This window comes from Umezawaea tangerina, assembly GCF_003002815.1.
Taxonomy (GTDB): Bacteria; Actinomycetota; Actinomycetes; order Mycobacteriales; family Pseudonocardiaceae; genus Umezawaea; species Umezawaea tangerina.
Genome location: NZ_PVTF01000021.1, coordinates 1 through 24,250 on the forward strand (window position 1 = coordinate 1; position 24,250 = coordinate 24,250).

General features: G+C 72.5%; 25 protein-coding genes. 14 read left to right on the forward strand and 11 right to left on the reverse strand.

The window, feature by feature from the left end; translation table 11 throughout:
* Positions 1-96: 96 nt before the first annotated feature.
* Together CLV43_RS43370 and CLV43_RS43375 are read right to left on the reverse strand one after the other, a co-directional pair.
* A complete protein-coding gene (locus CLV43_RS43370) occupies positions 97-624 on the reverse strand; it encodes an RNA polymerase sigma factor (protein WP_211304839.1) in 528 nt (175 codons plus the stop codon).
* A gap of 15 nt (positions 625-639) precedes the next feature.
* Positions 640-1,365: a DUF4232 domain-containing protein gene (locus tag CLV43_RS43375; RefSeq protein ID WP_170156276.1), complete on the reverse strand. Its 726-nt coding sequence runs from the start codon at positions 1,363-1,365 to the stop codon at positions 640-642.
* A 112-nt stretch (positions 1,366-1,477) separates the two neighbouring features.
* On the opposite strand from CLV43_RS43375, the gene CLV43_RS43380 reads away from it, so the two are divergent.
* The 3 genes from CLV43_RS43380 (at position 1,478) to CLV43_RS43390 (ending at position 4,088) form a co-directional block, all read left to right on the forward strand.
* Entirely contained in the window at positions 1,478-2,803 is a 1,326-nt protein-coding gene (locus CLV43_RS43380) for a serine/threonine-protein kinase (RefSeq protein WP_106196287.1), read from the forward strand.
* A gap of 135 nt (positions 2,804-2,938) precedes the next feature.
* The gene (locus tag CLV43_RS43385; RefSeq protein ID WP_106196289.1) at positions 2,939-3,436 is read left to right on the forward strand and encodes a DUF4232 domain-containing protein; all 498 of its coding nucleotides are present in this window, start codon (positions 2,939-2,941) and stop codon (positions 3,434-3,436) included.
* 31 nt (positions 3,437-3,467) lie between these two features.
* Complete coding sequence (locus tag CLV43_RS43390) at positions 3,468-4,088, forward strand: DUF4232 domain-containing protein (protein ID WP_106196291.1); 621 nt, start codon at positions 3,468-3,470, stop codon at positions 4,086-4,088.
* 36 nt (positions 4,089-4,124) lie between these two features.
* Here the strand turns inward: CLV43_RS43390 and CLV43_RS43395 are convergent, their stop codons facing one another.
* Positions 4,125-4,976, reverse strand: a complete 852-nt coding sequence (locus CLV43_RS43395) for a helix-turn-helix domain-containing protein (RefSeq protein ID WP_106196293.1) — start codon at positions 4,974-4,976, stop codon at positions 4,125-4,127.
* Between the two features lie 145 nt (positions 4,977-5,121).
* On the opposite strand from CLV43_RS43395, the gene CLV43_RS43400 reads away from it, so the two are divergent.
* Positions 5,122-6,162 (forward strand): SDR family oxidoreductase, encoded by a 1,041-nt coding sequence (locus tag CLV43_RS43400; protein WP_106196295.1) that lies wholly within the window; start codon positions 5,122-5,124, stop codon positions 6,160-6,162.
* 194 nt (positions 6,163-6,356) lie between these two features.
* Positions 6,357-7,277, forward strand: coding sequence for an oxidoreductase (locus tag CLV43_RS43405; protein WP_106196297.1), 921 nt, complete (start codon positions 6,357-6,359; stop codon positions 7,275-7,277).
* 10 nt (positions 7,278-7,287) lie between these two features.
* Here CLV43_RS43405 and CLV43_RS43410 read toward each other — a convergent pair whose 3' ends face one another.
* Positions 7,288-7,851 carry a TetR/AcrR family transcriptional regulator gene (locus tag CLV43_RS43410; protein WP_106196299.1) on the reverse strand — a complete coding sequence of 188 codons (564 nt, stop codon included), beginning with the start codon at positions 7,849-7,851 and terminating at the stop codon, positions 7,288-7,290.
* Positions 7,852-7,952: 101 nt separating this feature from the next.
* Here CLV43_RS43410 and CLV43_RS43415 point away from each other — a divergent pair, with 101 nt between their 5' ends.
* Entirely contained in the window at positions 7,953-9,434 is a 1,482-nt protein-coding gene (locus tag CLV43_RS43415) for an aldehyde dehydrogenase family protein (RefSeq protein WP_106196301.1), read from the forward strand.
* A gap of 14 nt (positions 9,435-9,448) precedes the next feature.
* On the opposite strand, the gene CLV43_RS43420 is transcribed toward CLV43_RS43415, so the two are convergent.
* Entirely contained in the window at positions 9,449-10,021 is a 573-nt protein-coding gene (locus tag CLV43_RS43420) for a TetR family transcriptional regulator (RefSeq protein WP_106196303.1), read from the reverse strand.
* A gap of 230 nt (positions 10,022-10,251) precedes the next feature.
* Here CLV43_RS43420 and CLV43_RS43425 point away from each other — a divergent pair, with 230 nt between their 5' ends.
* Genes CLV43_RS43425 through CLV43_RS43435 form a run of 3 tightly spaced genes read left to right on the forward strand, consistent with a single transcriptional unit; the run spans position 10,252 to position 13,517 of the window.
* Positions 10,252-12,078, forward strand: a complete 1,827-nt coding sequence (locus CLV43_RS43425) for a flavin-containing monooxygenase (RefSeq protein ID WP_106196305.1) — start codon at positions 10,252-10,254, stop codon at positions 12,076-12,078.
* Positions 12,079-12,128: 50 nt separating this feature from the next.
* On the forward strand, positions 12,129-12,566 hold the full coding sequence (locus CLV43_RS43430; RefSeq protein WP_106196307.1) for a nuclear transport factor 2 family protein: 438 nt from the start codon (positions 12,129-12,131) through the stop codon (positions 12,564-12,566).
* 30 nt (positions 12,567-12,596) lie between these two features.
* Entirely contained in the window at positions 12,597-13,517 is a 921-nt protein-coding gene (locus CLV43_RS43435) for an NADP-dependent oxidoreductase (protein ID WP_106196309.1), read from the forward strand.
* Between the two features lie 83 nt (positions 13,518-13,600).
* Here CLV43_RS43435 and CLV43_RS43440 read toward each other — a convergent pair whose 3' ends face one another.
* Positions 13,601-14,188, reverse strand: coding sequence for a TetR/AcrR family transcriptional regulator (locus CLV43_RS43440; protein ID WP_106196311.1), 588 nt, complete (start codon positions 14,186-14,188; stop codon positions 13,601-13,603).
* Between the two features lie 82 nt (positions 14,189-14,270).
* Between CLV43_RS43440 and CLV43_RS43445 the strand changes: the two genes are divergently transcribed.
* Positions 14,271-15,749, forward strand: a complete 1,479-nt coding sequence (locus tag CLV43_RS43445) for an alpha/beta hydrolase (RefSeq protein WP_106196313.1) — start codon at positions 14,271-14,273, stop codon at positions 15,747-15,749.
* Positions 15,750-15,863: 114 nt separating this feature from the next.
* Positions 15,864-16,364 (forward strand): DinB family protein, encoded by a 501-nt coding sequence (locus tag CLV43_RS43450; protein ID WP_211304840.1) that lies wholly within the window; start codon positions 15,864-15,866, stop codon positions 16,362-16,364.
* A gap of 66 nt (positions 16,365-16,430) precedes the next feature.
* Here CLV43_RS43450 and CLV43_RS43455 read toward each other — a convergent pair whose 3' ends face one another.
* The 4 genes from CLV43_RS43455 to CLV43_RS43470 form a co-directional block, all read right to left on the reverse strand.
* Positions 16,431-16,802, reverse strand: a complete 372-nt coding sequence (locus CLV43_RS43455) for an ATP-binding protein (protein WP_170156277.1) — start codon at positions 16,800-16,802, stop codon at positions 16,431-16,433.
* Between the two features lie 307 nt (positions 16,803-17,109).
* On the reverse strand, positions 17,110-18,363 hold the full coding sequence (locus CLV43_RS43460; protein ID WP_245887474.1) for a serine/threonine-protein kinase: 1,254 nt from the start codon (positions 18,361-18,363) through the stop codon (positions 17,110-17,112).
* Between the two features lie 132 nt (positions 18,364-18,495).
* Complete coding sequence (locus CLV43_RS43465; RefSeq protein ID WP_106196318.1) at positions 18,496-19,386, reverse strand: helix-turn-helix transcriptional regulator; 891 nt, start codon at positions 19,384-19,386, stop codon at positions 18,496-18,498.
* 88 nt (positions 19,387-19,474) lie between these two features.
* Entirely contained in the window at positions 19,475-20,278 is an 804-nt protein-coding gene (locus CLV43_RS43470; RefSeq protein ID WP_106196320.1) for an SDR family oxidoreductase, read from the reverse strand.
* Positions 20,279-20,792: 514 nt separating this feature from the next.
* Here CLV43_RS43470 and CLV43_RS48285 point away from each other — a divergent pair.
* The 3 genes from CLV43_RS48285 to CLV43_RS43480 all read left to right on the forward strand — a co-directional run bounded on the left by CLV43_RS48285 (position 20,793) and on the right by CLV43_RS43480 (position 22,788).
* Positions 20,793-21,791 carry a ParB/RepB/Spo0J family partition protein gene (locus CLV43_RS48285; protein WP_170156278.1) on the forward strand — a complete coding sequence of 333 codons (999 nt, stop codon included), beginning with the start codon at positions 20,793-20,795 and terminating at the stop codon, positions 21,789-21,791.
* Between the two features lie 372 nt (positions 21,792-22,163).
* Complete coding sequence (locus CLV43_RS48290) at positions 22,164-22,310, forward strand: hypothetical protein (protein WP_170156279.1); 147 nt, start codon at positions 22,164-22,166, stop codon at positions 22,308-22,310.
* Positions 22,311-22,410: 100 nt separating this feature from the next.
* Complete coding sequence (locus CLV43_RS43480) at positions 22,411-22,788, forward strand: hypothetical protein (RefSeq protein WP_106196323.1); 378 nt, start codon at positions 22,411-22,413, stop codon at positions 22,786-22,788.
* A 39-nt stretch (positions 22,789-22,827) separates the two neighbouring features.
* On the opposite strand, the gene CLV43_RS43485 is transcribed toward CLV43_RS43480, so the two are convergent.
* On the reverse strand, positions 22,828-24,123 hold the full coding sequence (locus CLV43_RS43485) for an MFS transporter (protein ID WP_146175139.1): 1,296 nt from the start codon (positions 24,121-24,123) through the stop codon (positions 22,828-22,830).
* Between the last annotated feature and the right edge of the window lie 127 nt (positions 24,124-24,250).

The following is a 24,250-nucleotide window of genomic DNA, read 5'->3' on the forward strand; positions in this document are numbered from 1 at the left end:
GTGTGCGGATCGGATGCGTCAGACACATCCACTTCGCCCAGAGGTCCTCGCTTGTTCAACTCGACACGCCGTTCACAACCTCACTAGTCACAACACCTAGCCGTCCAGCTCCCCGCGCATGCACCGCCGCGCGTCGTGGATCCGCGACTTCACCGTGCTCACCGGCACCCCGAGCACGTCCGCGATCTCCCCGTAGCCCAGCTTGCACACGTCCCGGTACACCAGCGCCTCCGCCAACCGCGGCTGCCGCACGTGCAAGCGCTCCAACGCGCTCAGCAGGTCCAGCCGCGACCCCGCCACCACGCTCGTCCGCCGCGGGTCCACCAGGTCGCCCGGCACCGCGCCCGCGACCCCGCCCCGGTGCACCACCCGGAACCGCTGCCGGGCCACGTTCACCACGACGACGTACATCCACCCCCGGAACGACTCGCCGGACGGCCGCGCGGACAACGTCTCCGAGATCCGCAGCAACGCCTCCTGCGCGGCGTCCTCCACGTCCTCGGGCACCTCCAGGAACCGGGCGCACGTCCGCAGCACCACCGGTCGGACGCGGTCCAGCAGGGCGTTCATCGCCGCCGCGTCCCCACCCGCGGCGGCCGCCACCAGCGCGTCGAGCCCGGTCACGCCACCGCCTCCCGGTCAGTACACATCGGACCCCGCGAACTCGGTCACCTCGAGCCGACCGTGGTCGCACACATTGACCCGCAGCGGCAGGTCCACCGCCCCCGCGTCACCCGGCGGCACCACCCTCAGCGCCCCGGTCGGCGGCTGGCACGGCCCCTGCGTCGGCTCGTCACCGGTCGGCACGACCGTGTACGACACCCGCGCGTACGCCTGGCCGCCGGGTGCGAGCACGATCGTGTCCACAGCGGACCAGACCGTGTTGTGCTGGACGCTGCGCATCGACTGGCCAGCGGCGTCCAGCAGCGAGTAGGTGCCGAACCCCAGCACCGAGCACGGCACACCGCCCGCGTTCGTCAGCACCACCAGGAAACCCCGGTGTCCCGCCGCGTCGAACCGGCTCGCGGGCGCGTCGATCCGCCCGCTCAGCCCCTGCGCCCGGCACGGCTGGACCACGGCGGTCGGCGGCGGGGCGGCACTCGTGACCGAGGGCACGGGCACGTCCGGCACCGTGCCGACCGGGGAGGAGGGCGTGGGCGGCACCGAGGACGTGGACGACGGGACGGGTGAGGACGAGTCGACCGCGACCGGGCTGGTCGTGAGGGCGGGCAGCGGTGACGGGTCGCCCGCCAGCACGGTCGAGGTGCGCGCGGCCGGTGCCGACACCACGGCGACCACTGCGAGAAGCGCGACCGGCACGATCCCGGACAGGACCAGCGCCGTCCGCCGTGGAATTCCCGACATCGCGTCCCGCCCTCCTGTTCCCCGGTGTTCCCGATCGACCCTAGTGGCATTTCGGCATTCGGGTGAAACGGCGAATTCGGTAGCCGTCGTCCGGTGCTGCGATGCTGAGCGCATGAGGACCGCGCCGCCGATCGTGAACGACCGCTTCCACCTGGAGGCGCTCCTCGGCGTCGGCGGGTTCGCCTCGGTCTGGTCGGCGCACGACACCGTCCTGGACGAGACGGTCGCGGTCAAGGTGCTCGCCGACAACTGGACCGCCGTGCCGGACGTCCGGGAGCGGTTCCTCGACGAGGTGCGGGTGCTGCGCCGGGTGTCGTCGCCGCACGTCGTGCGCGTCTACGACCTCGCGCTGGCCGCCGACGGCAGGCCGTACTTCGCGATGGAGCTGGCCGACCGGGGCACGCTGGAGGAGCGCACCGCGGCCGCGCCGATGGACCTGCCCGCCGCGCTGGACGTGCTGGACCAGGTCTGCGCCGGGGTGTCCGCGCTGCACCGCGCGGGCGTCGTGCACCGCGACCTCAAGCCGTCGAACATCCTGCTCCGCCGGGACCCCGACACCGGGCGGGACGTGGCCGTCGTGGCCGACCTCGGGCTGTCGAAGTCGCTGGCCGACGGCTCCGGCTTCACGATGGCCGCGGGCTCGTCCGGCTACACCGCCCCCGAGCAGCGCGGACCCGGCGCGGTGGTGGAACGGCGGACCGACGTCTACGCGCTCGGCGCGCTCACCTACCGGGTGCTGACCGGCGCGAACCCGCCCGAGGACGGACCGCGCGACCGGATTCTGCGCACCCTGCCGCGAGGGATCGCCGCCGTCGTCGGCCGCGCGATGGCCCCGCTGCCCGCTGACCGGTGGGCCTCGGCGGACGCGTACGCCGCCGCGCTCCGGCACGCCGCGGGCGACCGCCGCGGCCTCCGGTGGTTCCGCGCCGCCGCTGTGCTGGTCGTGCCCGTCGCGCTCGTGCTGGGCCTGGCCTGCGCCGACGGGCCGCCGGGCAGCGCCGAGACGACCGTGGCCGCCCCGGACGGCGGCCTGCGGGTGACCGTGCCCGTGACGTGGGCGCGCCAGGTCAGGCTGGGCGGCTGGACCCCCGGCGCGGACGACCGGCAGCCCGCGATCGAGGCGGCGCCCGATCTCGGCCGCTTCCACGACCTCGCGGCGGACGCGCCGGGGGTGTTCGTCGGCCGGATCCGCGCGCGGGACGCGGCGGCGTGGGCGGGGGAGCGGACGCACGAGGGGTGCGGGGCCGCCGAGGAGTCGCGGTTCGACTCCCCGCGCTGGTCGGGAGTGGTGCGCCGGTGGGAGCGGTGCCCCGGCCGCAGCGTCGACGAGGCCGTGCTGACCGGTACCGGGGCCGACCCGGTGGTGCTCGTCGTGCAGGTCCGCGGTGGCGGTGGCGCGGCCGTGCGATGGCTGCTCGACGGCGTCCGAGCGGGCTGAACGCCATTTCCGACCGCTTTCGGCGGCGGAAGTTGGTGGGGTGTGACAAGCCTCAAGAAAGGTGTGTGGCGAATAGTCGTCGGGCATATCCCTGGTGAAAGCGCTCGTCCACGTACAAAGCGTCAGGAGAATGCCATGAGCAATCGCGTCAGCGCCGGAGTCGTCCTCGCGGTCGCGTCCACGGCCGTCTTCACGGGAGTCGCCAGCGCCATGCCCAGTGACATCGCGGCCTGCGGCGCTACCGACGTCGACGTGTCCGTCGCCAAGAGCCCTGAGCACGCGGCGGGCCACTCCGCCTTCGTCCTGCGCTACGCGGCCGCCTCGGACACGACGGACTGCACGCTCGCGGGTGTGCCGACCGACACCGTCTTCTTCGGACCCGACGGCGACACCGCGCCCGGCGTCTGGACCACGCCGCAGCCGGGCGCGACCGCTACAGCGGTGACCATCACGCCTGGTCACGCCGGGATCTCCTACCTGGTCGAACGCACCGACGAGCAGGCCGACCCGGTCTCCGCGCTCGCGTTCCGACTGCCTTCGACGGGCGCGGACACCTCCGTGCGGGTCCAGTGGCCCGCCGAGCCCGTCACCGGTGCCGAGCTCCAGCTGAGCCCGGTCACCGCCGAGAACTGACGCCCGTCAGCACCATCCAGGAGGTTCAACCGTGAACACCACCGGCAAGACGTCACTCGCGGTCGCGGCCGCCTCGGTCGCCCTGCTCAGCGCGTGCGCGGGGCAGAGCGGCACCGCGGCCCCCAGCGCCCCGGCGTCCGCCGCGGTCCGCTCGCTGTCCCCGTCCGCCTCGTCCTCGGCCCCCAGTGTCGCCCCGTCCACGCCCGCCGCGCCGCAGGCCGCGTCCGGCCCGGTCGGGTGCAAGTCGGCGGACCTCGGTGTCGCCCTGAACCCCGACCAGGGCGGGGGAGGCATGAACAAGACCCGGTTCACGCTGGCGTTCACGAACAAGGGCACGGTCGAGTGCACGCTCCAGGGCTCGCCCGGCGTCTCGTTCGTGACCGGTGACAACGGTGCCCAGGTCGGCGCCCCGGCGACCAGGGAGGCCGACGGCGGGCCCGTCGTGCCGCTGGCGCCCGGCGCGACGGCCACCAGCACCCTGTCGATCACCAACGCCGGTGTGTTCGACCCGGCCGAGTGCAAGCCCGCGGACGTGCGGGGCCTGCGCGTCTACCCGCCGGGCGAGACCGCGGCCGTGTTCGTGCCGCACGACCAGCAGACGTGTTCCGGCGCGGACAAGTCCACGATGGTGGTTGGCCAGGTCACGGGCTGAGCCCCGGTGGGCGCTGTCCGGGTTGTCGGACGGCGCTCACCGCTCCGCGTGGCGCTCCCGGTGGGAGGCGGGTGCCAGGATCGAGGAGCCGAGCAGCGCCAGCTTCTCCTCGGCGTCCGAGCCGGCGTCGGGGTGGTAGACGACGAGCATGATGCCCTCGGTGCCGCTGACCAGCAGCTTCTCCCGGTTCAGCCGCAACTCGCCCACCTGCGGGTGCTGGAAGGGCACCACGGCGCCCGCCCGGTGGCGCACGTCGTGGCGGGCCCACAGCCGTCGGAAGAGCGGGCTGACCAGGGACAGCTCGCCGACCAGCTCGATGAAGCGCGGGTTGTCGGTGTCGGTGCCGACCGCTTCGCGGAAGCCCGCGACCAGCGCGGCGGCGGCCCGCTCCGTCTGCGGGAACATGGCCTGCTCGGCCGGGTCGAGGAACACGTCCCGCAGCCGGTTGCCGCCGACCACCAGCCGTGGTGAGAGAGCGGTGGCCAACGGGTTGGCGGCCAGGACGTCGAGGTAGCGCCCCTCGACGAACGCGGGCAGCGGGAGCATCGCGACGAGCTTGGCCGTGCCCGGCGGGACGACCTCCTTCTGCGGCCGCCGCACGCGCCGGGGCTTGTCGGCGGCAAGGCTCAGCAGGTACGCCTTGCTGTCCTCGTCCAGGCGCAGCACGCGGGCCAGCGACTCGAGGACCTGCACCGACGGCTTGCGGTCGCGACCGCGTTCCAGCCGCAGGTAGTAGTCGGCGCTGATGCCCGCCAGCATCGCCACCTCCTCGCGGCGCAGCCCCTTCACCCGCCGCACGCCCAGCGCGGGGATGCCCGCCTCCTCGGGCGTGACGAGCTCGCGGCGGGCGCGCAGGAACGCGCCCAGCAGGTTCGGCTCCTCGGTCATGCCGTCAACGGTAGGCGCGGGGACGCGCCCGTGCCTGGCCCTGCCACACCCCTGGCTCGCCGGGGTACTGGTTCGGTCCGCCGGTCCGCCGGATCGTGGTCGTCAGCACTCCAGCCCATCCCACCGAACAACCGGGGCGACCACCATGACCACCACCCAGCAGCGCGTCCTCGTGACCGGAGGGTCCGGTTTCATCGCCGGGCACTGCGTCCTGCAGCTCCTCGACCAGGGCTACCTCGTGCGCACGACCGTGCGGTCGTTGACGAGGGAGGATGCCGTACGCGCCGTGCTCACCGACGCGGGAATGGTCCACGGCGACGCGCTGAGCTTCGTCGCCGCGGACCTGACGAGCGACGACGGGTGGGCCGATGCCGTGAGCGGCTGCGACTTCGTGCTGCACGTGGCCTCCCCGGTCCACATCGGACACGTGCAGGACGAGGACGACGTCATCGTCCCGGCCCGCGACGGCGCCCTGCGCGTGCTGCGTGCGGCCCGTGACGCGGGGGTGAAGAGGGTCGTGCTCACGTCGGCGTTCCACGCCGTCGGCTTCGGCCACCCGCACACCGACCACACGTTCACCGAGGACGACTGGTCCGTCCTCGACGGACCGGGCGTTGACGCCTACGGCCGGAGCAAGATCCTCGCCGAGCGCGCCGCGTGGGACTTCGTGGCCGCCGAGGGCGGGTCGCTGGAGCTCGTCACGATGCTGCCCGTGGCGGTGATGGGTCCGGTGATGGGCAAGGAGATCTCCGGCGCGAACCACCTCATCCAGCGCAGTCTCGACGGGGCGATGCCGGGTTATCCGAACGTGTGGATCCCGATCGTGGACGTGCGGGACGTGGCGAGCGCGCACATCCTCGCCATGACCGCCAGCGGTGCCGCGGGTCAGCGGTTCCTCGTCTCCAGCGGACCCGTGGTCGCGCTCAAGGAGATCGGGGCCATCCTCAAGGAGCACTTCGGCGACGCCGCGAAGCGGGTGCCGAGCCGGTCGATCCCCAACGTGGTGGTGCGGCTCGCCTCCTTGTTCGGCAAGGAGTTCCGCTCGATCGTGCCCGACCTGGACCACGTGAAGAAGGTCTCGAACGAGAAGGCGCGCCGCGTGCTGCGGTGGGAGCCGCGCGAGTCCGAGGACGCCATCGTCGCCAGTGCCGAGAGCCTGATCCGCAAGTCGCTCGTCAAGGCCTGAACGGCCGGGCGCCGAGACCCGCACGCTCACGACGACCGTTGGCGGACCCGAACCGGCCGCGCGGCGGTGCTGGGCGCTGTTCCGGCGGCGTGAAGGTAGGTCTGGGATTCCTAGGGAGGCGAAGACGACCGAACTCCGCCGAAGTGCCCGTAGACCTGGTCCCACAGCCGAAGACACGGACCAGGAGCCCCGCCATGACCGAGTGGAACGCCAGCCGGATCCCCGACCAGGGCGGCCGGGTCGCCGTCGTGACGGGTGCGAACTCGGGGCTGGGCCTGGTGACCGCCACCGAGCTGGCCCGGCACGGGGCACGGGTCGTGCTCGCCGTGCGCGACACCGCGGCGGGGGAGCGGGCCGCGGCGTCGATCCGCGGCTCCGTCCCCGGTGCCGATCTCGACGTGCGGGAGCTGGACCTCGCCTCGCTCTCGTCGGTCCGGACGTTCGCCAAGGAGCTGACCACCGACTTCCCGGTGGTCGACCTGCTGGTCAACAACGCCGGGGTGGTCCACCTGGGACCCGCCCGCACGACCTCCGACGGGTTCGAGCTCCACCTCGGCACCAACATGCTCGGCCACTTCGCCCTCACCGGGCTGGTGCTCGACGCGCTGGAGCGCGCGGAGGCGGCCAGGGTGGTCGCGCTCAGCTCGATCACCCACAAGAACGCCCACCTCGACTTCGACGACCTGATGTCCAGGCACGACTACGACGCCGGCCGAGCCTACGGCCGCTCCAAGCTCGCCACCACCGCCTTCGGCCTCGAGCTGGACCGCCGCCTGCGCGCCGCGGGCTCACCCGTCGTCGGCGTCCTCGCGCACCCAGGCCTGTCCAACACGAACCTCACCCCGCGGGCGTGGCAGGACAACGGCGCGGTCGGCAGGGCACTGGGGCGGGCCTTCCTCCTGCTGACCCAGCCGGTCGAGCGCGGGGCGCTGCCGCAGTTGCACGCCGCGACCGCGCCGGGTGTCCGGGGCGGTCAGTTCTTCGGGCCCGCGAACCTGCGGGAGACGCGCGGCCCGGTCACCGAGGTCCGGCCCAGCGCCGAGGCGGCCGACCCCGCGGTCGGGCGACGGCTGTGGAGCGCCGCCGAGCGCCTGACCGACGTCGCCTACCTCTGACGCCGGGCGGTCACGGACCGAAGGCGCGGCGGACGGCGGCGGCGAGGCTCGCGCGGCGGCGGTCGTGGTCGGCCTCGGCGTCCGCGGTGGTGGCGGTGTAGGTGAGGCTGCTGGGGGACCAGGTCATGGCCAGCGAGATGACCATGGAGTGCACGTCGGCCGGGGGCAGCGACGGGTCGACGTGGCCCGCCCGCTGCGCGCGGGCGATCGCGTCGGTCTTGGGCGTCTCGTCGGCCTCGGTGAACAGGTGGCCCTCGGGCGTGCGCTCCAGCCGTGCCCAGGTGGCCAGCCGCACGAGTCGCGGGCGGTCGAGGTAGGCGTCGTAGAGGCGGACTGCGTAGCCGGGCAGGTCCTCGGCGGTCAGGGGAGCGGCGTCGAGGATCCCGCTGACCTGGTCGTGCAGGACCGCGTCGAACAGGGCCTCCTTGCTGCCGTAGTAGGCGTAGAGCTGGGCCTTGCTCACCTTCGCCTCGGCCGAGATCCGGTCGACGCGCCCGCCCGCGATGCCGTGCTCGGCGAACTCGACGGCGCCCGCGTCCAGGAGCCGTCGCCTGCTGGCCTGTGCCTTGTCCACCGGTCCAGTCTAAACGAACTGGTTCGTTTGCATACCTCGCCCGACCGGGTTACGGTCGAAGAGGAGAACGAACCAGTTCGTTCCGCTACCGAGGAGAGCACATGAGCACGCCTTTGACCCTCGACGCCGGTGCCCGGCCGACACCCGCGTTCCTGGACGGCCCGACCAAGGGGCTGCTGATCGACGGCGCTTGGACGGCCGCGCGCTCGGGCGTCGCGTTCGACACCCGCGACCCCGCGACGGGGGAGGTCCTGGCCTCGGTCTCCGCCGCCGGGGCGGAGGACGTGGACCTCGCGGTGGCCGCCGCCCGCCGTGCCTTCGAGGACCCCTCGTGGGCCGACATCACCCCGTACCGGCGCAGCCGGATCCTGCTGCAGATCGCCGACGTGCTCGAGGCGCACACCGAGGAGCTGGCGGTCCTCGACTCGCTGGACATGGGCGGTCCGCTGTGGATGACCCGCTGGCTGGTGGAGCACTCGGTGGAGGTCTTCCACCACTACGCGGGCTGGCCCACCAAGATCTACGGCCAGACCGCTCCCTCGGCCCCGTCGGTGTTCAGCTACACCCTGCGCCAGCCGCTGGGCGTGGTCGGCGCCATCACCGCGTGGAACGGCCCGGTCCTGCAGCTGGCCTGGAAGCTCGGGCCCGCGCTCGCGACCGGCAACACCGTGGTCGCCAAGCCAGCCGCGTGGTCGCCGCTGACCGCGCTGCGCATCGGCGAGCTGCTGCTGGAGACCGACCTGCCCCGCGGCGTGGTCAACATCGTCACCGGTGACGGCACGACCGGCGAGGCCATCACGAACCACCCGGACGTGGACAAGATCTCGTTCACCGGGTCGCTCGCGGTGGGCAAGCGCATCCTCGAGGTCTCCAGCAAGGACCTCAAGCGGGTGACCCTGGAGCTGGGCGGCAAGTCACCGACGATCGTGTTCGACGACGCCGACCTGGAGGCCGCGGCCAGGGGCGCGGTCGCCGGGTTCGCCCAGGGCAGCGGCGAGGGCTGCGTGGCGGGCACGCGGATCTTCGTCCAGGAGTCCGTCCGCGAGCGGTTCCGCGAGCTGCTGGTCCGCGAGATGGCGGCGTACGCGCTCGGCGACCCGTTCCACCCCGACACCCGGATGGGTCCGCTGGCCTCTCCCCAGCACTTCGCCCGCGTGTCGTCCTACCTGGACGTCGCCCGCGCGGAAGGCGGTGTCCTGACCACGGCGGGCGAGCTGGGCCACGGCCTGTACATGCCGCCGACGCTCGTCGAGAACGTCGGCGCCGACGCCCGTGTGGTCCGCGAGGAGATCTTCGGCCCGGTCGCGGCGCTGATGACGTTCACCGACACCGAGGACGCCGTCGCGCAGGGCAACGACACCATCTACGGCCTCTCCGCCTCCGTGTGGACCACGAACCTCGAACGCGCCCACCGGGTCGCGAGTGGACTGCGGGTCGGGACGGTCTGGGTCAACGCCTACGCCGACATGACCGCGGGCAGCGTGCCCTTCGGCGGATTCAAGCAGTCCGGCATCGGCCGCGAGCACGGCATCGAGGTCCTCGACGCCTACACCGAGACCAAGACCGTCACCGTCCACCTCTGACCGCCGGTCCCGCCTCACCCCGCCGCGGTGGGCACGATCGTGGCGAGCAGGGACAGCGCGGTCGTGGTCAACGTCGGCAGGTCGGCGTCGTCGTCACCGTCGAGCCACTGCCGGTAGGCCGTGCGGAACACGTCGATCCCCACGCGCGCCGCGAGGTCCGCGACGTCGGGGTCGACCCCGTTGCGCTGGAGCGCGTCGCTGATCCCGTCGGCGATCCGCCGCTGCTTGATCAGGTCGCGTTCCAGCAGGCCGGGGTGGGACGCGATCATCGCGTCCCGGCGGTGCTGGGACTCCCGCGAGCCCAGGCGCTCCCAGTCGAACCCCGCCAGTGCCAGGGTCACCACCCGGAGCGGCTCCGCGACGTCGGTCGTCCGCAGGACCCCCTCGACGAGGGCGTCGTGGAGCACCTCCTGGTCGGCGAAGAGCACTTCCTCCTTGTCGGAGAAGTACCGGAAGAAGGTCCGGGTCGTGACGCGGGCGCGCTCCGCGATCTGGACGGCGGTCGTGCCCTCGAAACCCTGCTCCGCGAACAGTTCCATGGCGGCCTGCTTCAGCCGCTCCTCGCTGCCCTGCTCCCACCGTGGCATGGGGTGATGGTAACGCCCGTGATGACATGCCGGGACAACGTGGAGCCGCTGCTCAGGGCGCGGTGAGCGTCACGTCGACGCCCGGACGAGCCTTCCCGGTACGCCTCGTCGGGTCTCTCGCCACGTGTTCGATGTCACGACAAGACATCAACCTCGAGGTGATGTCACTTCGCGACATCGGTGCTACGGTGATGTCGCGCCGCGACAACAGCTACGAGTGAGGGGCCGTCATGGACGACAGCGCCGGCAGTGGCCGGGTTCCGCCGAGCGGGGGAGACCCGGCCCTGCTGCGGCAGAAGTACCGGCAGGAGCGGGACAAGCGGCTGCGGCCGGACGGGAACGCGCAGTACCTGGACGTCACCGGCGACTACGCCGACTTCGCGGACGACCCGTACCTGGAGGCGAGCCCCGGCGGTCGGCCGCGGCGGGCACGGGTGGCCGATGTGGACGCGCTCGTCCTCGGCGGGGGCTGGTCCGGACTGCAGATGGCGGTGCGGCTGGACGAGGCGGGGGCCACCGACTTCCTGATCGTCGACCAGGCGGGCGACTTCGGCGGTGTCTGGTACTGGAACCGGTATCCGGGCGTGCGCTGCGACATCGAGTCCTACATCTACATGCCGCTGCTCGAAGAGGTCGGGACCGTGCCGACGGAGAAGTACGCGGGCGGCCCGGAGATGCTGGCGCACGCCCGTGCGGTGGGACGCCACTACGACCTCTACTCGCGGGCACTGCTCGGCACGACGGTCACCTCGGTCGCCTGGAACGAGGAGCGGTCGAGGTGGGCGGTCGCCACGAACCGGGGCGACCTGCTCCACGCGCGGTTCGTGACGGTGGGGACCGGCCCGTTGAACAGGCCCAAGCTCCCCGGCATCAAGGGGATCGAGAGCTTCCGCGGGAAGGCCTTCCACTCCAGCCGGTGGGACTACGGCGTCACCGGCGGCGACTGGAGCGGCGGCCTGGACAAGCTGGCGGACCAGCGCGTCGCGCTGATCGGCACCGGCGCGAGCAGCGTCCAGATCCTCCCGCACCTGGCCGCGAGCGCGCGGCACGTGCACCTGTTCCAGCGCACTCCGGCGACGGTCAACGCCCGTGACAACAGGCCGACCGACGTGGAGTGGTTCCGCGGCCTGGAGCCGGGGTGGCAGCGCAGGCGCATGGACAACTACGTGGAGGTCATGGCCGGGCGGCCGGTGGAGGTGGACCTCGTCGACGACGCGGGCACCGAGATGGGCAAGCGGGTGGCTGCGGTGGCCAGGAGCGGCCCCGGCGGAGCGCCGGACCCCGCCGCGGTGCTGGCGGTCGACCTCGGCAAGATGGAGGAGATCCGCGCGCGGGTGGCCGGGACCGTGCGGGACGAGGCCACGGCGCGGTCGTTGCGGCCCTGGTACGGCTACTTCTGCAAGCGGCCGCTGTTCAGCGACGACTACCTCCCGGCGTTCAACAGCGCCAACGTCACCCTCGTCGACACCGACGGCCGCGGCGTCGACCACGTCACCGAGCGGGGGATCGTCTTCGACGGGGTCGAGTACGAGGTCGACCTCATCGTCTACTCCACCGGGTTCGACGCGGTCGCCTACACCGACAAGTCCGGCGGCTACCGGCTCACCGGGCGGGGCGGGGTGACGCTGGGCGAGCACTGGCGCGACGGGATGCGCAGCCTGCACGGCATGATGACCAGCCGGTTCCCGAACCTGTTCATCATCGGCGGCGTCGAGCAGGCCGCCATCTCGATGAACTTCCCGCACGTCGCCTCGCGCCAGGCCGAGCACGTCGCGGCGTTGGTCGCGCGCCTGCTGCGGGAGGGGGTCGCGGTCGCCGAGCCCACCGCGGAGGCCGAGCGGCGGTGGGCCGACGAGCTCGCCCGCGTCCACGTCGACCTCTCCCGCTACGAGGCGGAGTGCACTCCGAGCTACTACAACAACGAAGGCGCCCTGGACGACCGGAAGCCGACGGTCGCGGGCGGCCAGCACGGCGGCGGCCCCATCGGCTACCTCGCCGCCCTCCAGGAGTGGACCGCCGCCGGCGCGGACCGCGACCTCAGCACCACGACGGCGTGACCCGCCCCTTTTCCCCGTCCTCGAACGACAACCGACCGAAGGAACGCGACATGACGACCTTGACCCTCCAGGACCGCTACGAGATCACCGAGACCCTTTCCCTGCTGGGGCACGTCATCGACAGCGGCAGGCTCGACCGGCTCGAGGAGGCCTTCACGCCGGACGCCGTCTACGACCTCTCCGCCGCGGGCGTGGGCGCGGTCGAGGGGATCGACGCGATCCGCGCCGCCGCCCTGCGGATCGGCGCGCACGGCCCCGTCGCCCACCACCTGACCAACGTCGTCATCACCGCCGAGGACGACGACACGGCGACCGTCCTGTCCAAGGGCCTCATCCTCATGCCCGACGCAACGGTGCAAAGCCTGGTGCACCACGACGTCGTCCGACGCCACGGCGGCGGGTGGCGCGTCGCCCGGCGCGTCATCGAGCCGCAGCGCACCCCGATGAGCGGGAACTTCCCCGCCGCCGAAGTCCCGGTCGCGCACTAGTGCGCCGCGGCGAGTGAAGAGGAGGACATCGTGAAGGCGATCCGGTTCGACCGCTTCGGCCCACCCGAGGTGCTCGCCCTGGTCGACGTCGACGAGCCGCACCCGCGACCCGGCCAGGTGCGCGTCGGGGTGCGCGCCGCGGGCGTCAACGGCCTCGACTGGAAGATCCGCGCGGGGCTCATGCGGGACTTCTTCCCGGTGGAACTGCCCAGTGGCACCGGTTCGGACGCCGCGGGGGTCGTCGACGAGGTCGGCGACGGCGTGACCGACGTCCGGGTCGGCGACCGCGTGTTCGGCGTCGGTACCAACGCGTTGGCCGAGCACGCGGTCCTCGACGCCTGGGCGCTCATGCCGGACGGGCTGTCGTTCGAGGAGGCCGCCGGCTACCCGATCCCGGTCGAGACGGCACTGCGCGTCCTCGGCCTGGTCGACCTCCGGCCGGGCCGGACCCTGCTCGTCAGCGGTGCCTCCGGTGGGGTGGGCACCGCCGTGGTGCAGATCGCGCGGGACCGGGGCATCACCGTCATCGGCACCGCGAGCGCCGCCAACGAGTCCTACCTGCGCAAGCTGGGCGCCGTTCCCACGACCTACGGCGACGGGCTGGTCGACCGGGTCCGCGCACTGGCCCCGGACGGCGTCGACGCGGCACTCGACATCTCCGGTTCGGGCGTCGTCGCCGACTGCGTGGCGCTCACCGGCGACCCGGCGAAGGTGGTCTCCATCGCGGACTTCACCGCTCCGCAGCACGGCGCCCGGGTCTCGTTCCACGCGCTCGACATCGCCGCAGCCCTGCGCGAAGCTGCCCGGCTGCACGCCGAAGGTGTGCTCCACATCCCCGTCGAGGCCGCCTTCCCGCTGTCCGAGGCCGCCGCCGCACAGGCCCGCAACCAGACCGGTCACGCCGCGGGCCGCACCGTCGTGACCATCCCCGGTCCCGTGGCACGGAGCTGATCCCGGCCCGTGGCACGCGGGTCCGCGCGGGCCCTTCCGCGAGCCGACCGGGCCAGGCCGCCCTGGCCCGGTCGGCCTTGCAGTCAGTTTCGGCTGTGCGCGGCGACGGGGCGCCTGTCGGCGATCTGGTCGTCGAGCGTGGCGATGAACTGCGCGAACGCGGCGTTGGTCCGGGCGCTGTCGCCGGTGGTGTCCAGGTCCATGAGCAGGCCGTGGAAGACCGCGAGGACGAGGGTGGCGAGCTCCGGGCGGTCGACGCTGCGCAGGCCCTCCTCCAGCGGTCCGAGCCAGTCGGTGGTCGCCGCCCTGCGGAAACCGGGCAGCAGTCGTTGGGCGTCGCTGTCCCGGAACTGCCCGAACATCCGCAGGTAGGGCTGCGCCTCGGGGCCGGTGATGAAGGTCCAGGCGTTCACCAGCGTGGTGGTGAAGGGCTCGCCCGGTCGCACGCGCAGCAGGTCGCCGAACACGGTGAGCTGGCGTTGCCGCGCACGTTGGAGGACGGCGCGCAGCAGGACGTCGCGGGTGCCGAAGTGGTAGATGAGCATGCGGGTCGAGGTGCCCGCGGCGCGCGCCAACGGGTCGAGCTTGTCGGGCAGGCCGTGCTCGAGCGCGTGATCGGCGCAGAGGTCGAGCAGCCGGTCCTTGATCTCTGGTTGCGGTCGTCGTCCCACCGGAGCACTTTTTCACGTAATTCCCGCTACGTCTACCGTCGGTCGCACTGCAACGTCGTTCGACAACTCGGGAGTACCGAAGATGACCGGAACACTCACGCGCGCCGTGGTCGGCGTGATCGCGGGTGCGTTGATCCTGGGCGGCACACCCGTCATGGCTCACGCCGACGCGCCCCCGGTGCCGTCGCTGGCGTGGACGGACTGCGGCGACGGCTTCCAGTGCGCCACCGCCGACGTGCCGCTGGACTACCACGACCCCGGCGGTCCCAAGATCGGGCTCGGTGTCACCCGCAAGCAGGCCGGCGACCCGACCCGGCGGATCGGGTCGCTGTTCCTCAACCCCGGTGGGCCCGGCGGCGGCACCGACGACCTGGTGCGCCTCTTCAGCACCACGGGCCCCGCCGAGCTGCGCGAGCGGTTCGACATCATCGGGTTCGACCCCCGTGGTGTGGCCCGCAGCTCACCGCTCGCGTGCCAGTCGCAGGACGAGTACACGCAAGCGTGGTCGCGGGCCAGGAGCAGGCCCGCGCCGGGCGCGTTCGACCGCGCCCTGGCGCAGGGCAAGGAGTTCGCCGACGCGTGCGAACGGGAGAGCGCGCGGCTGCTGCCGTTCGTGGGCACCGAGTACGTCGCCCGCGACCTCGACCTGATGCGCCAGGCCGTCGGCGACGAGAAGCTGAGCTACTTCGGCATCTCCTACGGCACCTACATCGGCACGGTGTACGCGAACCTGTTCCCGGACCGGGTCCGGGTGCTGGCGCTGGACGGCGCCTACAACCCGGAGACCTACGCGAACCGGCCGTACCGCTACGACTTCGGCCAGTTCGTCGCCGTGGAGTCCGCGCTGACCCGCCTGTTCGACTGGTGCCGCCGGACCCCGGCTGAGTGCGGGTTCGGCGACGGCGACCCGCGCGCGGCGTTCGTGGCGCTGCAGAACAGCCTCGACGCCGAGCCGGTGCGGGCCGCGGACGGCGCGTTCGTCGGCAACGGCGCCACGCTCACGTTCAACGTCGTGCGCGCGCTGGGCGGCGGACTGGCCGCCTGGCCGGAGATCGCGCAGGGCCTGCTGGCGGCCCAGCGGGACCGTTCCGGTGGACTGCTCGAAGCTCCGCCCGCGTCGTTGCTGGCCGCGAACACCTCGGTCGAGTGCGCCGACCGCCTGTTCCCCACGGGCAAGGCGCAGCTGCGCGTCCAGCTGACCCTGGCGTCGGTGGTGGCCCCGCTGACGGGACCCGCGATGGCCTACGCGGTGCCCAGCTACGACCACGCGCACGCCACCGCCTGCACGCAGTGGCCGGTGCGTTCGCGCTCCCGCTTCGCCGGGCCGTTCGACGCCCCCACCGCGCCGCCGATCCTCGTGGTGGGCTCGACCGGCGACCCGGACACCCCGTTCCCGGACGCGGTCGCACTGGCCTCGACGCTGCACGGCGGCAGGCTGCTGACCTACCGGGGTGAGGGTCACACCGGGTTCCTGAACAGCAGGCAGTGCGTCGGCGAGCACATCGTGGCCTACCTCCTGGACGGCACCCTGCCCGCCGAGGGAACCACTTGCGAGGACTGAGAGCCGACCCGCCGTGGCACTTCCGGGTGTCACGGCGGACCGCGGCTTCCCCGGAGTTCCGCGAACCCCAGGGCAGCCCTGGGTGGGGATCGAAATCGGCTAGCGTGGACCGGCGTGGAACCTGCCAAGACGTTGACCGGGCCCGCGGAGCTGCTGGCCGGCTACCTCGACCACTACCGCGCGGCGGTGCTGGAGAAGGTGGACGGTCTGTCCGAGGCCGAGCTGCGTCGCAGCCTGGTCCCGTCGGGGTGGTCGCCGCTGGAGCTGGTGAAGCACCTGGCCCACGTCGAGCTCCGCTGGTTGCGCTGGGGCTTCCGCGCCGAGCCGGTCGAGAACCCCTGGGGCGACCACACCGCGGACCGGGGGCGCTGGGCGCTCGCGCCCGAGGACACCGCGGCGAGCGTGGTGGCGTACTTCCAGGAGCAGTGCGAGCGGTCGCGGGTGATCGTGGCCGAGTCGTCCTTGGACGACGTCTCGGCTGAGGGCGGCCGTTTCCAGCCTGGTGACGAGCGCCCCACGCTCGCCTGGATCCTGTTCCACGTGCTTCAGGAGTACGCGCGGCACGTCGGCCACCTCGACATCGTGCGCGAGCTGTCGGACGCACGGGCGGACTGACTCCCTGAGGTCCACGGGCTCAGGGCAGCAGGACGTGGCCACCTTCGAGCTGGTCGAAGGGGCTCGCTAGACCAGGTGCATCGCGGCCCACACCGTCTTGGTGCGCCCGGACTCGAGAACTCCCCACGAGCTCGACAGGGCTCGTACCAGCCGCATTCCCCGCCCCCGGTAGGGGGCCGAGACGGAGCGGTCGAGCAGCGGGACCAGCTCGCGGGAACCGTCCAGGACCTCGATCACGACCTCGCCCAGAGCGGTGTCCTCGGTCGCGTAGCCGGTGACGGTCACCCCGCACGGCGGCCGGGCGTGCTCCAGGGCGTTGGCCAGCAGTTCGGTGGTCACCAGCTCCACGTCCTGCACCACGTCCGGATCGCACCCGTGCAGCACGTGCCGCAGCCGGTTGCGCACGATGGCCACGTCGTGGTGGGAGGTGACCGACATGGCCACCAGCACACTGCTCCGCGCACCCCGCGCCGGTTGGTAGGGGGCGTCCCCCGGCGTCCGCGGCTGTGCCGGGAACAGGGACCGCCCTGTCGGCGTGTCTGCGGACGTGGTGGGCCATGAGCGTGCTTTGAGGTCGGACTCGGCCATCGTCGTGCTCCTCACATCCACCACGGGCGGACCACCATCGGGGTTGGTGGTCGACGTGGCTCGGTTACCCGGAAAGTCGTCGGGCCACCCCTTGTCACGGGAACGGGTGACGTCATCCGGTGAACGGGGTGGCGGTCGAGCGTGCTGAGCGGACCGCTCAGGGCTTGCCCTTCCTGGCGCCGCCGGGATGAGCCGGGGTGCGGTCCTTGCCCGGCCCGCGCTGCTCACCCGGTCCGGGCTTCACCCCTGGTGCTGGTCCCGGCCTCATGCCTGGTCGTGGTCCTGCTCCTGGCAGGGATCCCTTGACCTGGTCGTGCTCGGGCTCCTGCTGCGGCACGGCCGCGGGCTCGACCACGTCGGGTGCCTGCTGTTCGGTCACCGGCGGAGCGGTGGAGATCGCGACGAGCTGCACCGGTGTCTCCGGCGTGGTCGAGGTGACCGGCGCGCTCGACTGGACGACGGCGGGTCTCGCGGCACCAGGGGGCTCGGACACCGGCGCGACGGGGCCCGGTGCGACGGCCCAGCCGATGCCGACGGCCCCGAGCAGGCCCGCGGCGGCGACGAGCACCCTCCGGCGCGGCCGCGGCAGCGGGACCGCCGTGACAGCGGTGGGCTGACCGGTGCGCAGGGCTTCGGCGCACTGGCGCGCACCGGGGCGGTCGCCGGGGGACTGCTCGGTCATCAGCGCCAGCAGCCGGGCCAGGTCGGCGGGCAGGTCGTCGGGGATGACCGGGGCCCGGTGCAGGCGGGCCACGATGGCCTCGACGTCGCTGCCGGTGTACTCGAACCGGCCGGTCAGGCATTCCAGCAGGACCAACCCGAGGGCGTAGACGTCGGCGGGGGAGTCCACGTCGGCGCCACGCACCTGTTCGGGGGCGATGTAGGCCGCCGTGCCGACCAGCAGGCCGGTGCGGGTGAGCCGGGTGCTGCCGACCGAGTGGGCCAGACCGAAGTCGGCGAGGTACGGCACACCGTCTTCGTCCAGCAGGATGTTGGACGGCTTCACGTCGCGGTGGACCACACCCCGTGCGTGCACGTAGGACAGCGCGTCCGCCACCGCCGCTCCCACCGACCGGACCTCGTCGACCGGCAGAGGACCGTCGGCCATGCGGTCGCGCAACGTCCGCCCCTCGACCAGGCGCAGCACGACGAACGGCCTGCCGTCCGGCGAGGTGCCCGCGTCGTGCACGGACACCAGACCGGGGTGGTGCAGTCCGGCCAGGGTGCGGACCTCGTTGTCGAACCGGCGGGCGTTGGCGAGGTCGCCGTGGGCCGCGCACAGCTTGATCGCGACCTGGCGGTGCAGGCGGGTGTCCCAGGCCCGGTAGACCGTGGCCACTCCACCGACCCCGATCACCTCCCCGAGTCGGTACCGGCCGGCGAGCGGTTCGTCATTCACGGGCAGTGGCACGGCCGGACCTCTCATCGCAACCTCAGGGCAAGCCCGGTCTTCCCCACCGAGGGCGCCCGCAAACCGCTGTCATGTGATCTTGACCGGACAGCTCGGCCCGCCCGCGCGTTGCCAGTACGTCGGACCGGTTTTTCAGCCGAGTGCCCGTGTTTCGGTCGCCAGCTCCTCCTGGTCCGCCGCCCAGGACGCCAACAGGGCCAGGCCGTCCGCACTCGCCGTGCCGGCGGGCGCGGTGTAGACGTTCAGCAGCAGGCCGGGTTCGACGGGCAGCTCCATCGACTCGACGTCCAGGTCGAGCCTGCCCACCACCGGGTGGTGCACGCGCTTGTGGCCGGACCGGTGCAGCCGCACGTCCTGGGACGCCCACCGGTGCCGGAACAGCTCACTGCGCGTCGACAGCTCACCGACCAGGGCGATCAGCTCCTCGTCGTGGGGATCGCGGCCTGCTTCCAGGCGCAGCTTCGCGGCCACGTCGGAGGCGATCCGGTCGTAGTCGACGAAGAACGCCTCCGCCGCCTCGGGATCCAGGTACACGAACCGCGCGGTGTTCGCCGGCCGCCGGACGTCGGCGAGCACCGGTGAGTACAGCGCGCGGGCGAGGTGGTTCATGGCCAGCACGTCGTAGCGGCCGTTGCAGATCCACGCCGGCGCGTCGGTGAGGGCGTCGAGCACCCGCCGGAGCGCAGGACGCACCGTCACGGCCGCTCGCCTGCGGCGTGCACCGCCGGGCGTCCTGGACCGCCGCGCGAGGCGGAACAGGTGATCGCGCTCGGCCTCGTCGAGCTGCAAGGCGGTGGCCAACGCGTCGAGCACGCCGTCGGAGGTGCCCGCGAGGCTGCCGCGCTCCATGCGGACGTAGTAGTCGACCGACACCCCCGCCAGCAGTGCCACCTCTTCGCGCCGCAGACCCTTGACCCGGCGGTTGCCGCCGTAGGCGGGCAGCCTGGCCTGGTCGGGCGTGATCCGCGCGCGACGGGAGCTCAGGAACTCCTTGATCTCGGTGCGCAGGTCGGTCGTGGCCACCTCGTCACCGTAAGCCCCGGCCGCGGGCGGAGGGAGGTCCTGCCGGTACCCCGCACGCGGCCGGAGTCGTAGCGGGAAAGGCGGCGTCCTACGTGCCCGTCGCGGTCGTGGCGATACCGCCGTCGACCGGGATGATGCTGCCCGTGAGGTAGGAACCGGCGCGGCTGGCCAGGAACACGGCGACACCCGCCATGTCGTCGTCGCGGCCGAGCCTGCGCAGAGGGGCCTTCGCGGTGATCCTGTCGCCGATGGCGTCCAGCGTGGACGCCATCATCTGCGACGGGAACGGTCCTGGTGCCACCGCGTTCACCGTGATGTGCTGCGGGCCCAGTTCCCTGGCGAGCACCCTGGTGAGCTGGTGCAGCGCCGCTTTGCTGCCGGCGTAGGAGTAGTTGGGCGACTCGGCGACGTGGATGGCGGCGATGCTGCCGATGTTGACGACCCGCGCGGGGTCGTCGGCGGTGCCCGCCTTGCGGAGTGCGGGGAGCAGCGCCTGCACGAGCCAGAACGGCGCCTTGAGGTTGATGTCGACCACCGCGTCCCAGGCCTCGGCCGGGAACGTCTCCAGCGGTTCGCGCCACATCGCGCCCGCGTTGTTGACGAGGATGTCCAGGCGTTCGGAGTCGGCGGTGACGAGATCGGCGAGGCGCCGGCATTCGCTGTACTCGGACAGGTCGGCGGGGATCGCCTGGACGTCGCCGAACTCCGACAGCAGGTGCTGCGCCTTCGCGCACGCGTCCACGTCGCGTGAGCTGATGACGACACGGGCGCCCGCCTGCAGGAGGCCGCGCGCGATCATCATCCCGATGCCCTTGGTGCCCCCGGTGACGAGTGCGTACTTCCCGCTCAGGTCGAAGAGGTCCGCGTGGGTGGTGAACTGGCTGTCCGCCATTGATTTTTCCCGTTCTGGTCGTGGGCGCCTCCCGTGGATCCACCGCTTTTCCACCGCGTGGCCGGGAGCCGACTCGACCAGGTTGGCAGTCGTCCCGGACGGCGGGGAGATCCTGGTGGTACAGGTACTGCGAGAGCCTCCCTGGTCCGGTGTGCGGATTCGAATCGTCACAATCCCCTCGAACAGCGCAGGAGGAAGTCGGGTTGCGATATCGGACATCGGCCGACGAAGCTCCGTGAACGGTTCGACAACCGGACTGACCCCGTCGCGGGGCGTTCAACAGGGGGTTCGGGGCGGCGACGGCACCGTGAAAGGTCCGTGCAAGGTCGTCTTGTTCCACTTCGGGTGCCACTCGAACGGGGATGACCTGTGCACCCGCGGGGTGAGTCCCTTGCCGGTGTGGCCGTGGTGGTGGGTGAAGTCGATCGCAGGGGGGATCACCAGTGGGAGCGTGGCTGGATCGCAAGTACCGGTTCGAGGGTTCGCGGTGTCCGGTGGCCTCGGGGGGAGGCGAATGAACAGCACCCGCGGCGGTGGTCCGCCGGTGCGGGAGGTCGTGGCACGGGTCGCGGTCACCGCTTTGCGCCCGTCGGACACGCCGCGGCTGACGGGTACCAAGGACGAGCACGTGGACGTCCTCGTGGGATCGGGCGCGGAGCTGCCCCCGATCCTGGTGCACCGCGCCACGATGCGGGTGGTCGACGGGATGCACCGGCTCCGCGCCGCCCAACGGCGTGGTGAGGACATGATCGACGTCCGCTACGTCGACGGCAGCGAGGACGACCTCTTCGTGATCGCCGTCCGGGAGAACATCGCGCACGGGTTGCCGCTCACGTTGGCCGACCGGCGGGCGGCCGCCGAGCGGATCCTGATGACGCGGCCGACCTGGTCCGACCGGGCGATCGCGGCGTCGGCGGGACTGTCGCCGAAGACCGTGGGCGCGTTGCGGCGCCGCCGGTCCGACGAGCTCGGGGACGCGCAGGCCCGGCTGGGGATCGACGGTCGGCTGCGCCGGGTGAAGTCCGGTGCCGCCGACCCGTCGGCGAACGGCCGTCCCGCCGAACGGGCCGACGTGCCGACGCGGCGGCGAGCCGAGCCCCGCACGGACCCGTCACCGGGCCCACGTCAGCCGGAGCACGTCCGCGGGGAGGCCGCACGAGAGCACGTCCGCGGGGAGGCCGCACGAGCGGGTGGGCATCCGCACGCCGTCGCGCCGTCGGAAGCCGGCGCCGCCGAGATCCTGCGCGTCCTGCGCGGTGACCCGTCGCTGCGGTTCACCGAGAGCGGGCGCACGCTGATCCGGGCGTTCGAGGCGCAGCTGACGTGGGCCTCGAACGCCGAGGACCTGGTGGCGAACCTCCCGGCGCACTGCCTGAAGATGGTGCAGGACATGGCCTGGACCTGTGCGGGCACGTGGCGCGGGTTCGCCGAGGGTGTGCGGACACGGGAGCGCGGACTGTCCGCCGAGGGCGACGACGTGATCGGGCACTCGGCTCGGCGGCTTGCCAACTGAGGAAATTCCCCAGTTGACGGCACGCCGAGCGGGCCCGGCCCGACGACTGGTCGCGGCGTGACCGCGAGGTCGAACGCGCGCCGGAGCACGTTCTCGTAATTCGTCGCGAGGTTGTCCGTGGTAATTGGCGATGATTCAGCGGTCATGGGCGGCGACTTTACTGGGAAGGTCTTCGAAACAATTCCGTGTGGATCCTCGACAATGGCCGGGATAGCAACGTTTGACGTCGTTCGAGTCGGCATGGGAATGTGAATGGTGAGGCGTTCCGCGCTGGTGGAATTGTGTTCCGGGTACTGCTTGCATTCCACTGTCTGGACCGGCACGATCCGAGTTGCCCGCACTGGTGGCGAATTCCGTTGTTTGCCCATTTGTGTGCAGGGTGCGTTTCCGCTGTTCCTCGGCCGGGCGGAGCTCGACCGCGTGGTGGCCGACCTGGAGAACTTCCGCACGGCGCTGCTGAGCCAGCCCGACAGGCTGTTCGGCGGGGACCTGGGTGCGTTCGCACGGGCCACCGGCTGACCGAGGTCGAGGTCGCCGCGGTCCTGCGCGGCGCGGGCGGACCGGTCAGCCGACTGGCGCGGGTGGACCTGTGCCTCGACGAGACCGGCTTCAAACCGCGGTGGCGGCGTCGCACGGAGTGGGGCGCACCGACCACTTCCTGGACGACGTCTTCGACCTGGTCGACTGGTACCCCTGGGACCACGGGACCCCGCACACCCGCTCGTTCGACGGCTGGACGGGCTGCGACCTGCTGCTGTCGTTCAAGGCCGACTTCGTCATCCCGGACCGAATGCTGTCCGGGGTCAGGGGGCACGCGGTGAACGTCCACCCGTCCGTGCCGCGCTACCGGGGGATCGGCGGCTACCGCGTCGCGACCGCCGTCAGCCAAGGCCGGGAGCTGGTGCCGGACGACCGGGAACGGTGGGGGCGGCGCCTGTACACGCGGGCGGACCTGGCGGCCTACCGCGACGACCGGCTGGCAGGCGTGCGGAAGTGACCGGGTCCGGGCGGCCACCCCGGCCGCCCGGACCCGCGCTCAGCCCGCCGCCGTCACCTCGTCGACGGGCACGTCCAGCACGTGCAGGCCGGAGGCCAGGACGGTGCTGACCGCGAGGGCGGCCTGGATCCCGGCGAAGCCGAGCATGGCCGCCGTGGGGCCGAAGGCCGACGCCAGCGCCCCGGCGACGAGCGGCCCGAGCCAGCGGATCGACACCGCGCCGAAGTTGATCGCGCTCGACACCCGCCCCATCAGCGCGTCCGGGATCAGCCGCACCTCGTAGGTGCCGAAGACGACGTTGAGCGGCGCGATGAAGACGAAGACCAGCGCGAGCAGCACGCCGATGGCCCACGGGGCGGGTACGAGCGCGATGCCGACCAGCGCCGCGACCACCATCCACGACACGGCGACCACGAGCAGCCGTCCCGGTACCTTCCTGGCGATCCGGCCGGACACGGCGGCCCCGACCAGCCCACCCAGCGCGCCGAGCGAGGTGACCGCCCCGACCAGGGCCGGGTCGCCGCGGCGGTCGGTGATCAGCAGGACGACCGACAGCAGCAGCCCGCCGGTGATGGCGTTGGACAGCGCGCACCACACGGTCAGGTAGCGCAGGTAGGCGTTCGAGCGGATGAACCGCAGGCCCTCGGCGATGCTGGTGGGCAACGGCTCGCGCCGGGCTTCGCGCTGCTCGGGGTCGGGGCCGAGCGGCCTGCGGACGAGCGCCGCCCCCAGCGCGCCGACCAGGAACGAGACGACGTCGCCGACGAACGGGAACCAGCGGGCGAGCCCGAACAGGACACCACCGGTGGACGGACCGACGAGCCGGATGGCCATGTCCCGGCCCTGCACGAGGGCGAAGGCGGTCGCCAGCCGCTCCTCCGGGACCAGGCGGCGCAGCACCGGGAGCTCGGCGCCGTTGGCGACGCCCACGGCGAGCCCCTGCACGAGGCCGACGACCGCCACGTGGACGATGCCGATGTGGTCGGTCAGCACGGCGACGACCACGGTGCTCACCGCCACGGCCTGGACGAGCGGACTGGCCACCAGGATGGCGCGACGGGAGACCCGGTCCACGAGCGCTCCGCCGACCAGCATCGTGGCGAGCGTGCCGATGCCCTCGGCCGACGCGACGATCCCGGCGCTCGCGGACGAGCCGGTGACGGACAGGATGAGCAGCGGGTACGCGAACGCGGCCAGCGCGCTGCCGTAGCCGGAGACCGTGGTGCCGATCCACCAGGCCGTGTAGTCGCGGTCGCGGAACAGCGAACCGCCCCGTTTGGCCGCCCCGACAGCTCGCGGGCCACTCGTGTCCTTCTCCGGTACCACCTGGAACATCCCCACCGTGTCCGAGCGCCCCCCGGCGCGACTGCGTCCTGCTTGCGGTGCAAGGAAACCGCGCCTGGCCCACTGTATGGCACGGAGCGAGGCGGTCCCGTGGGAACCGCCTCGCTCCGTGCTGCCG

What these genes read in the sequence shown, in the direction of transcription:
- CLV43_RS43380 (WP_106196287.1), top strand. Translation starts at nt 1,478, where the DNA reads ATGAGGACCGCGCCGCCGATCGTGAACGACCGCTTCCACCTGGAGGCG.
- CLV43_RS43485 (WP_146175139.1), bottom strand. Translation starts at nt 24,123, where the DNA reads ATGTTCCAGGTGGTACCGGAGAAGGACACGAGTGGCCCGCGAGCTGTC.
- CLV43_RS43375 (WP_170156276.1), bottom strand. Translation starts at nt 1,365, where the DNA reads ATGTCGGGAATTCCACGGCGGACGGCGCTGGTCCTGTCCGGGATCGTG.
- CLV43_RS43425 (WP_106196305.1), top strand. Translation starts at nt 10,252, where the DNA reads ATGGACGACAGCGCCGGCAGTGGCCGGGTTCCGCCGAGCGGGGGAGAC.
- CLV43_RS43430 (WP_106196307.1), top strand. Translation starts at nt 12,129, where the DNA reads ATGACGACCTTGACCCTCCAGGACCGCTACGAGATCACCGAGACCCTT.
- CLV43_RS43405 (WP_106196297.1), top strand. Translation starts at nt 6,357, where the DNA reads ATGACCGAGTGGAACGCCAGCCGGATCCCCGACCAGGGCGGCCGGGTC.
- CLV43_RS43470 (WP_106196320.1), bottom strand. Translation starts at nt 20,278, where the DNA reads ATGGCGGACAGCCAGTTCACCACCCACGCGGACCTCTTCGACCTGAGC.
- CLV43_RS43445 (WP_106196313.1), top strand. Translation starts at nt 14,271, where the DNA reads ATGACCGGAACACTCACGCGCGCCGTGGTCGGCGTGATCGCGGGTGCG.
- CLV43_RS48285 (WP_170156278.1), top strand. Translation starts at nt 20,793, where the DNA reads ATGAACAGCACCCGCGGCGGTGGTCCGCCGGTGCGGGAGGTCGTGGCA.
- CLV43_RS43420 (WP_106196303.1), bottom strand. Translation starts at nt 10,021, where the DNA reads ATGCCACGGTGGGAGCAGGGCAGCGAGGAGCGGCTGAAGCAGGCCGCC.
- CLV43_RS43415 (WP_106196301.1), top strand. Translation starts at nt 7,953, where the DNA reads ATGAGCACGCCTTTGACCCTCGACGCCGGTGCCCGGCCGACACCCGCG.
- CLV43_RS43455 (WP_170156277.1), bottom strand. Translation starts at nt 16,802, where the DNA reads ATGTCGGTCACCTCCCACCACGACGTGGCCATCGTGCGCAACCGGCTG.
- CLV43_RS43385 (WP_106196289.1), top strand. Translation starts at nt 2,939, where the DNA reads ATGAGCAATCGCGTCAGCGCCGGAGTCGTCCTCGCGGTCGCGTCCACG.
- CLV43_RS43400 (WP_106196295.1), top strand. Translation starts at nt 5,122, where the DNA reads ATGACCACCACCCAGCAGCGCGTCCTCGTGACCGGAGGGTCCGGTTTC.
- CLV43_RS43395 (WP_106196293.1), bottom strand. Translation starts at nt 4,976, where the DNA reads ATGACCGAGGAGCCGAACCTGCTGGGCGCGTTCCTGCGCGCCCGCCGC.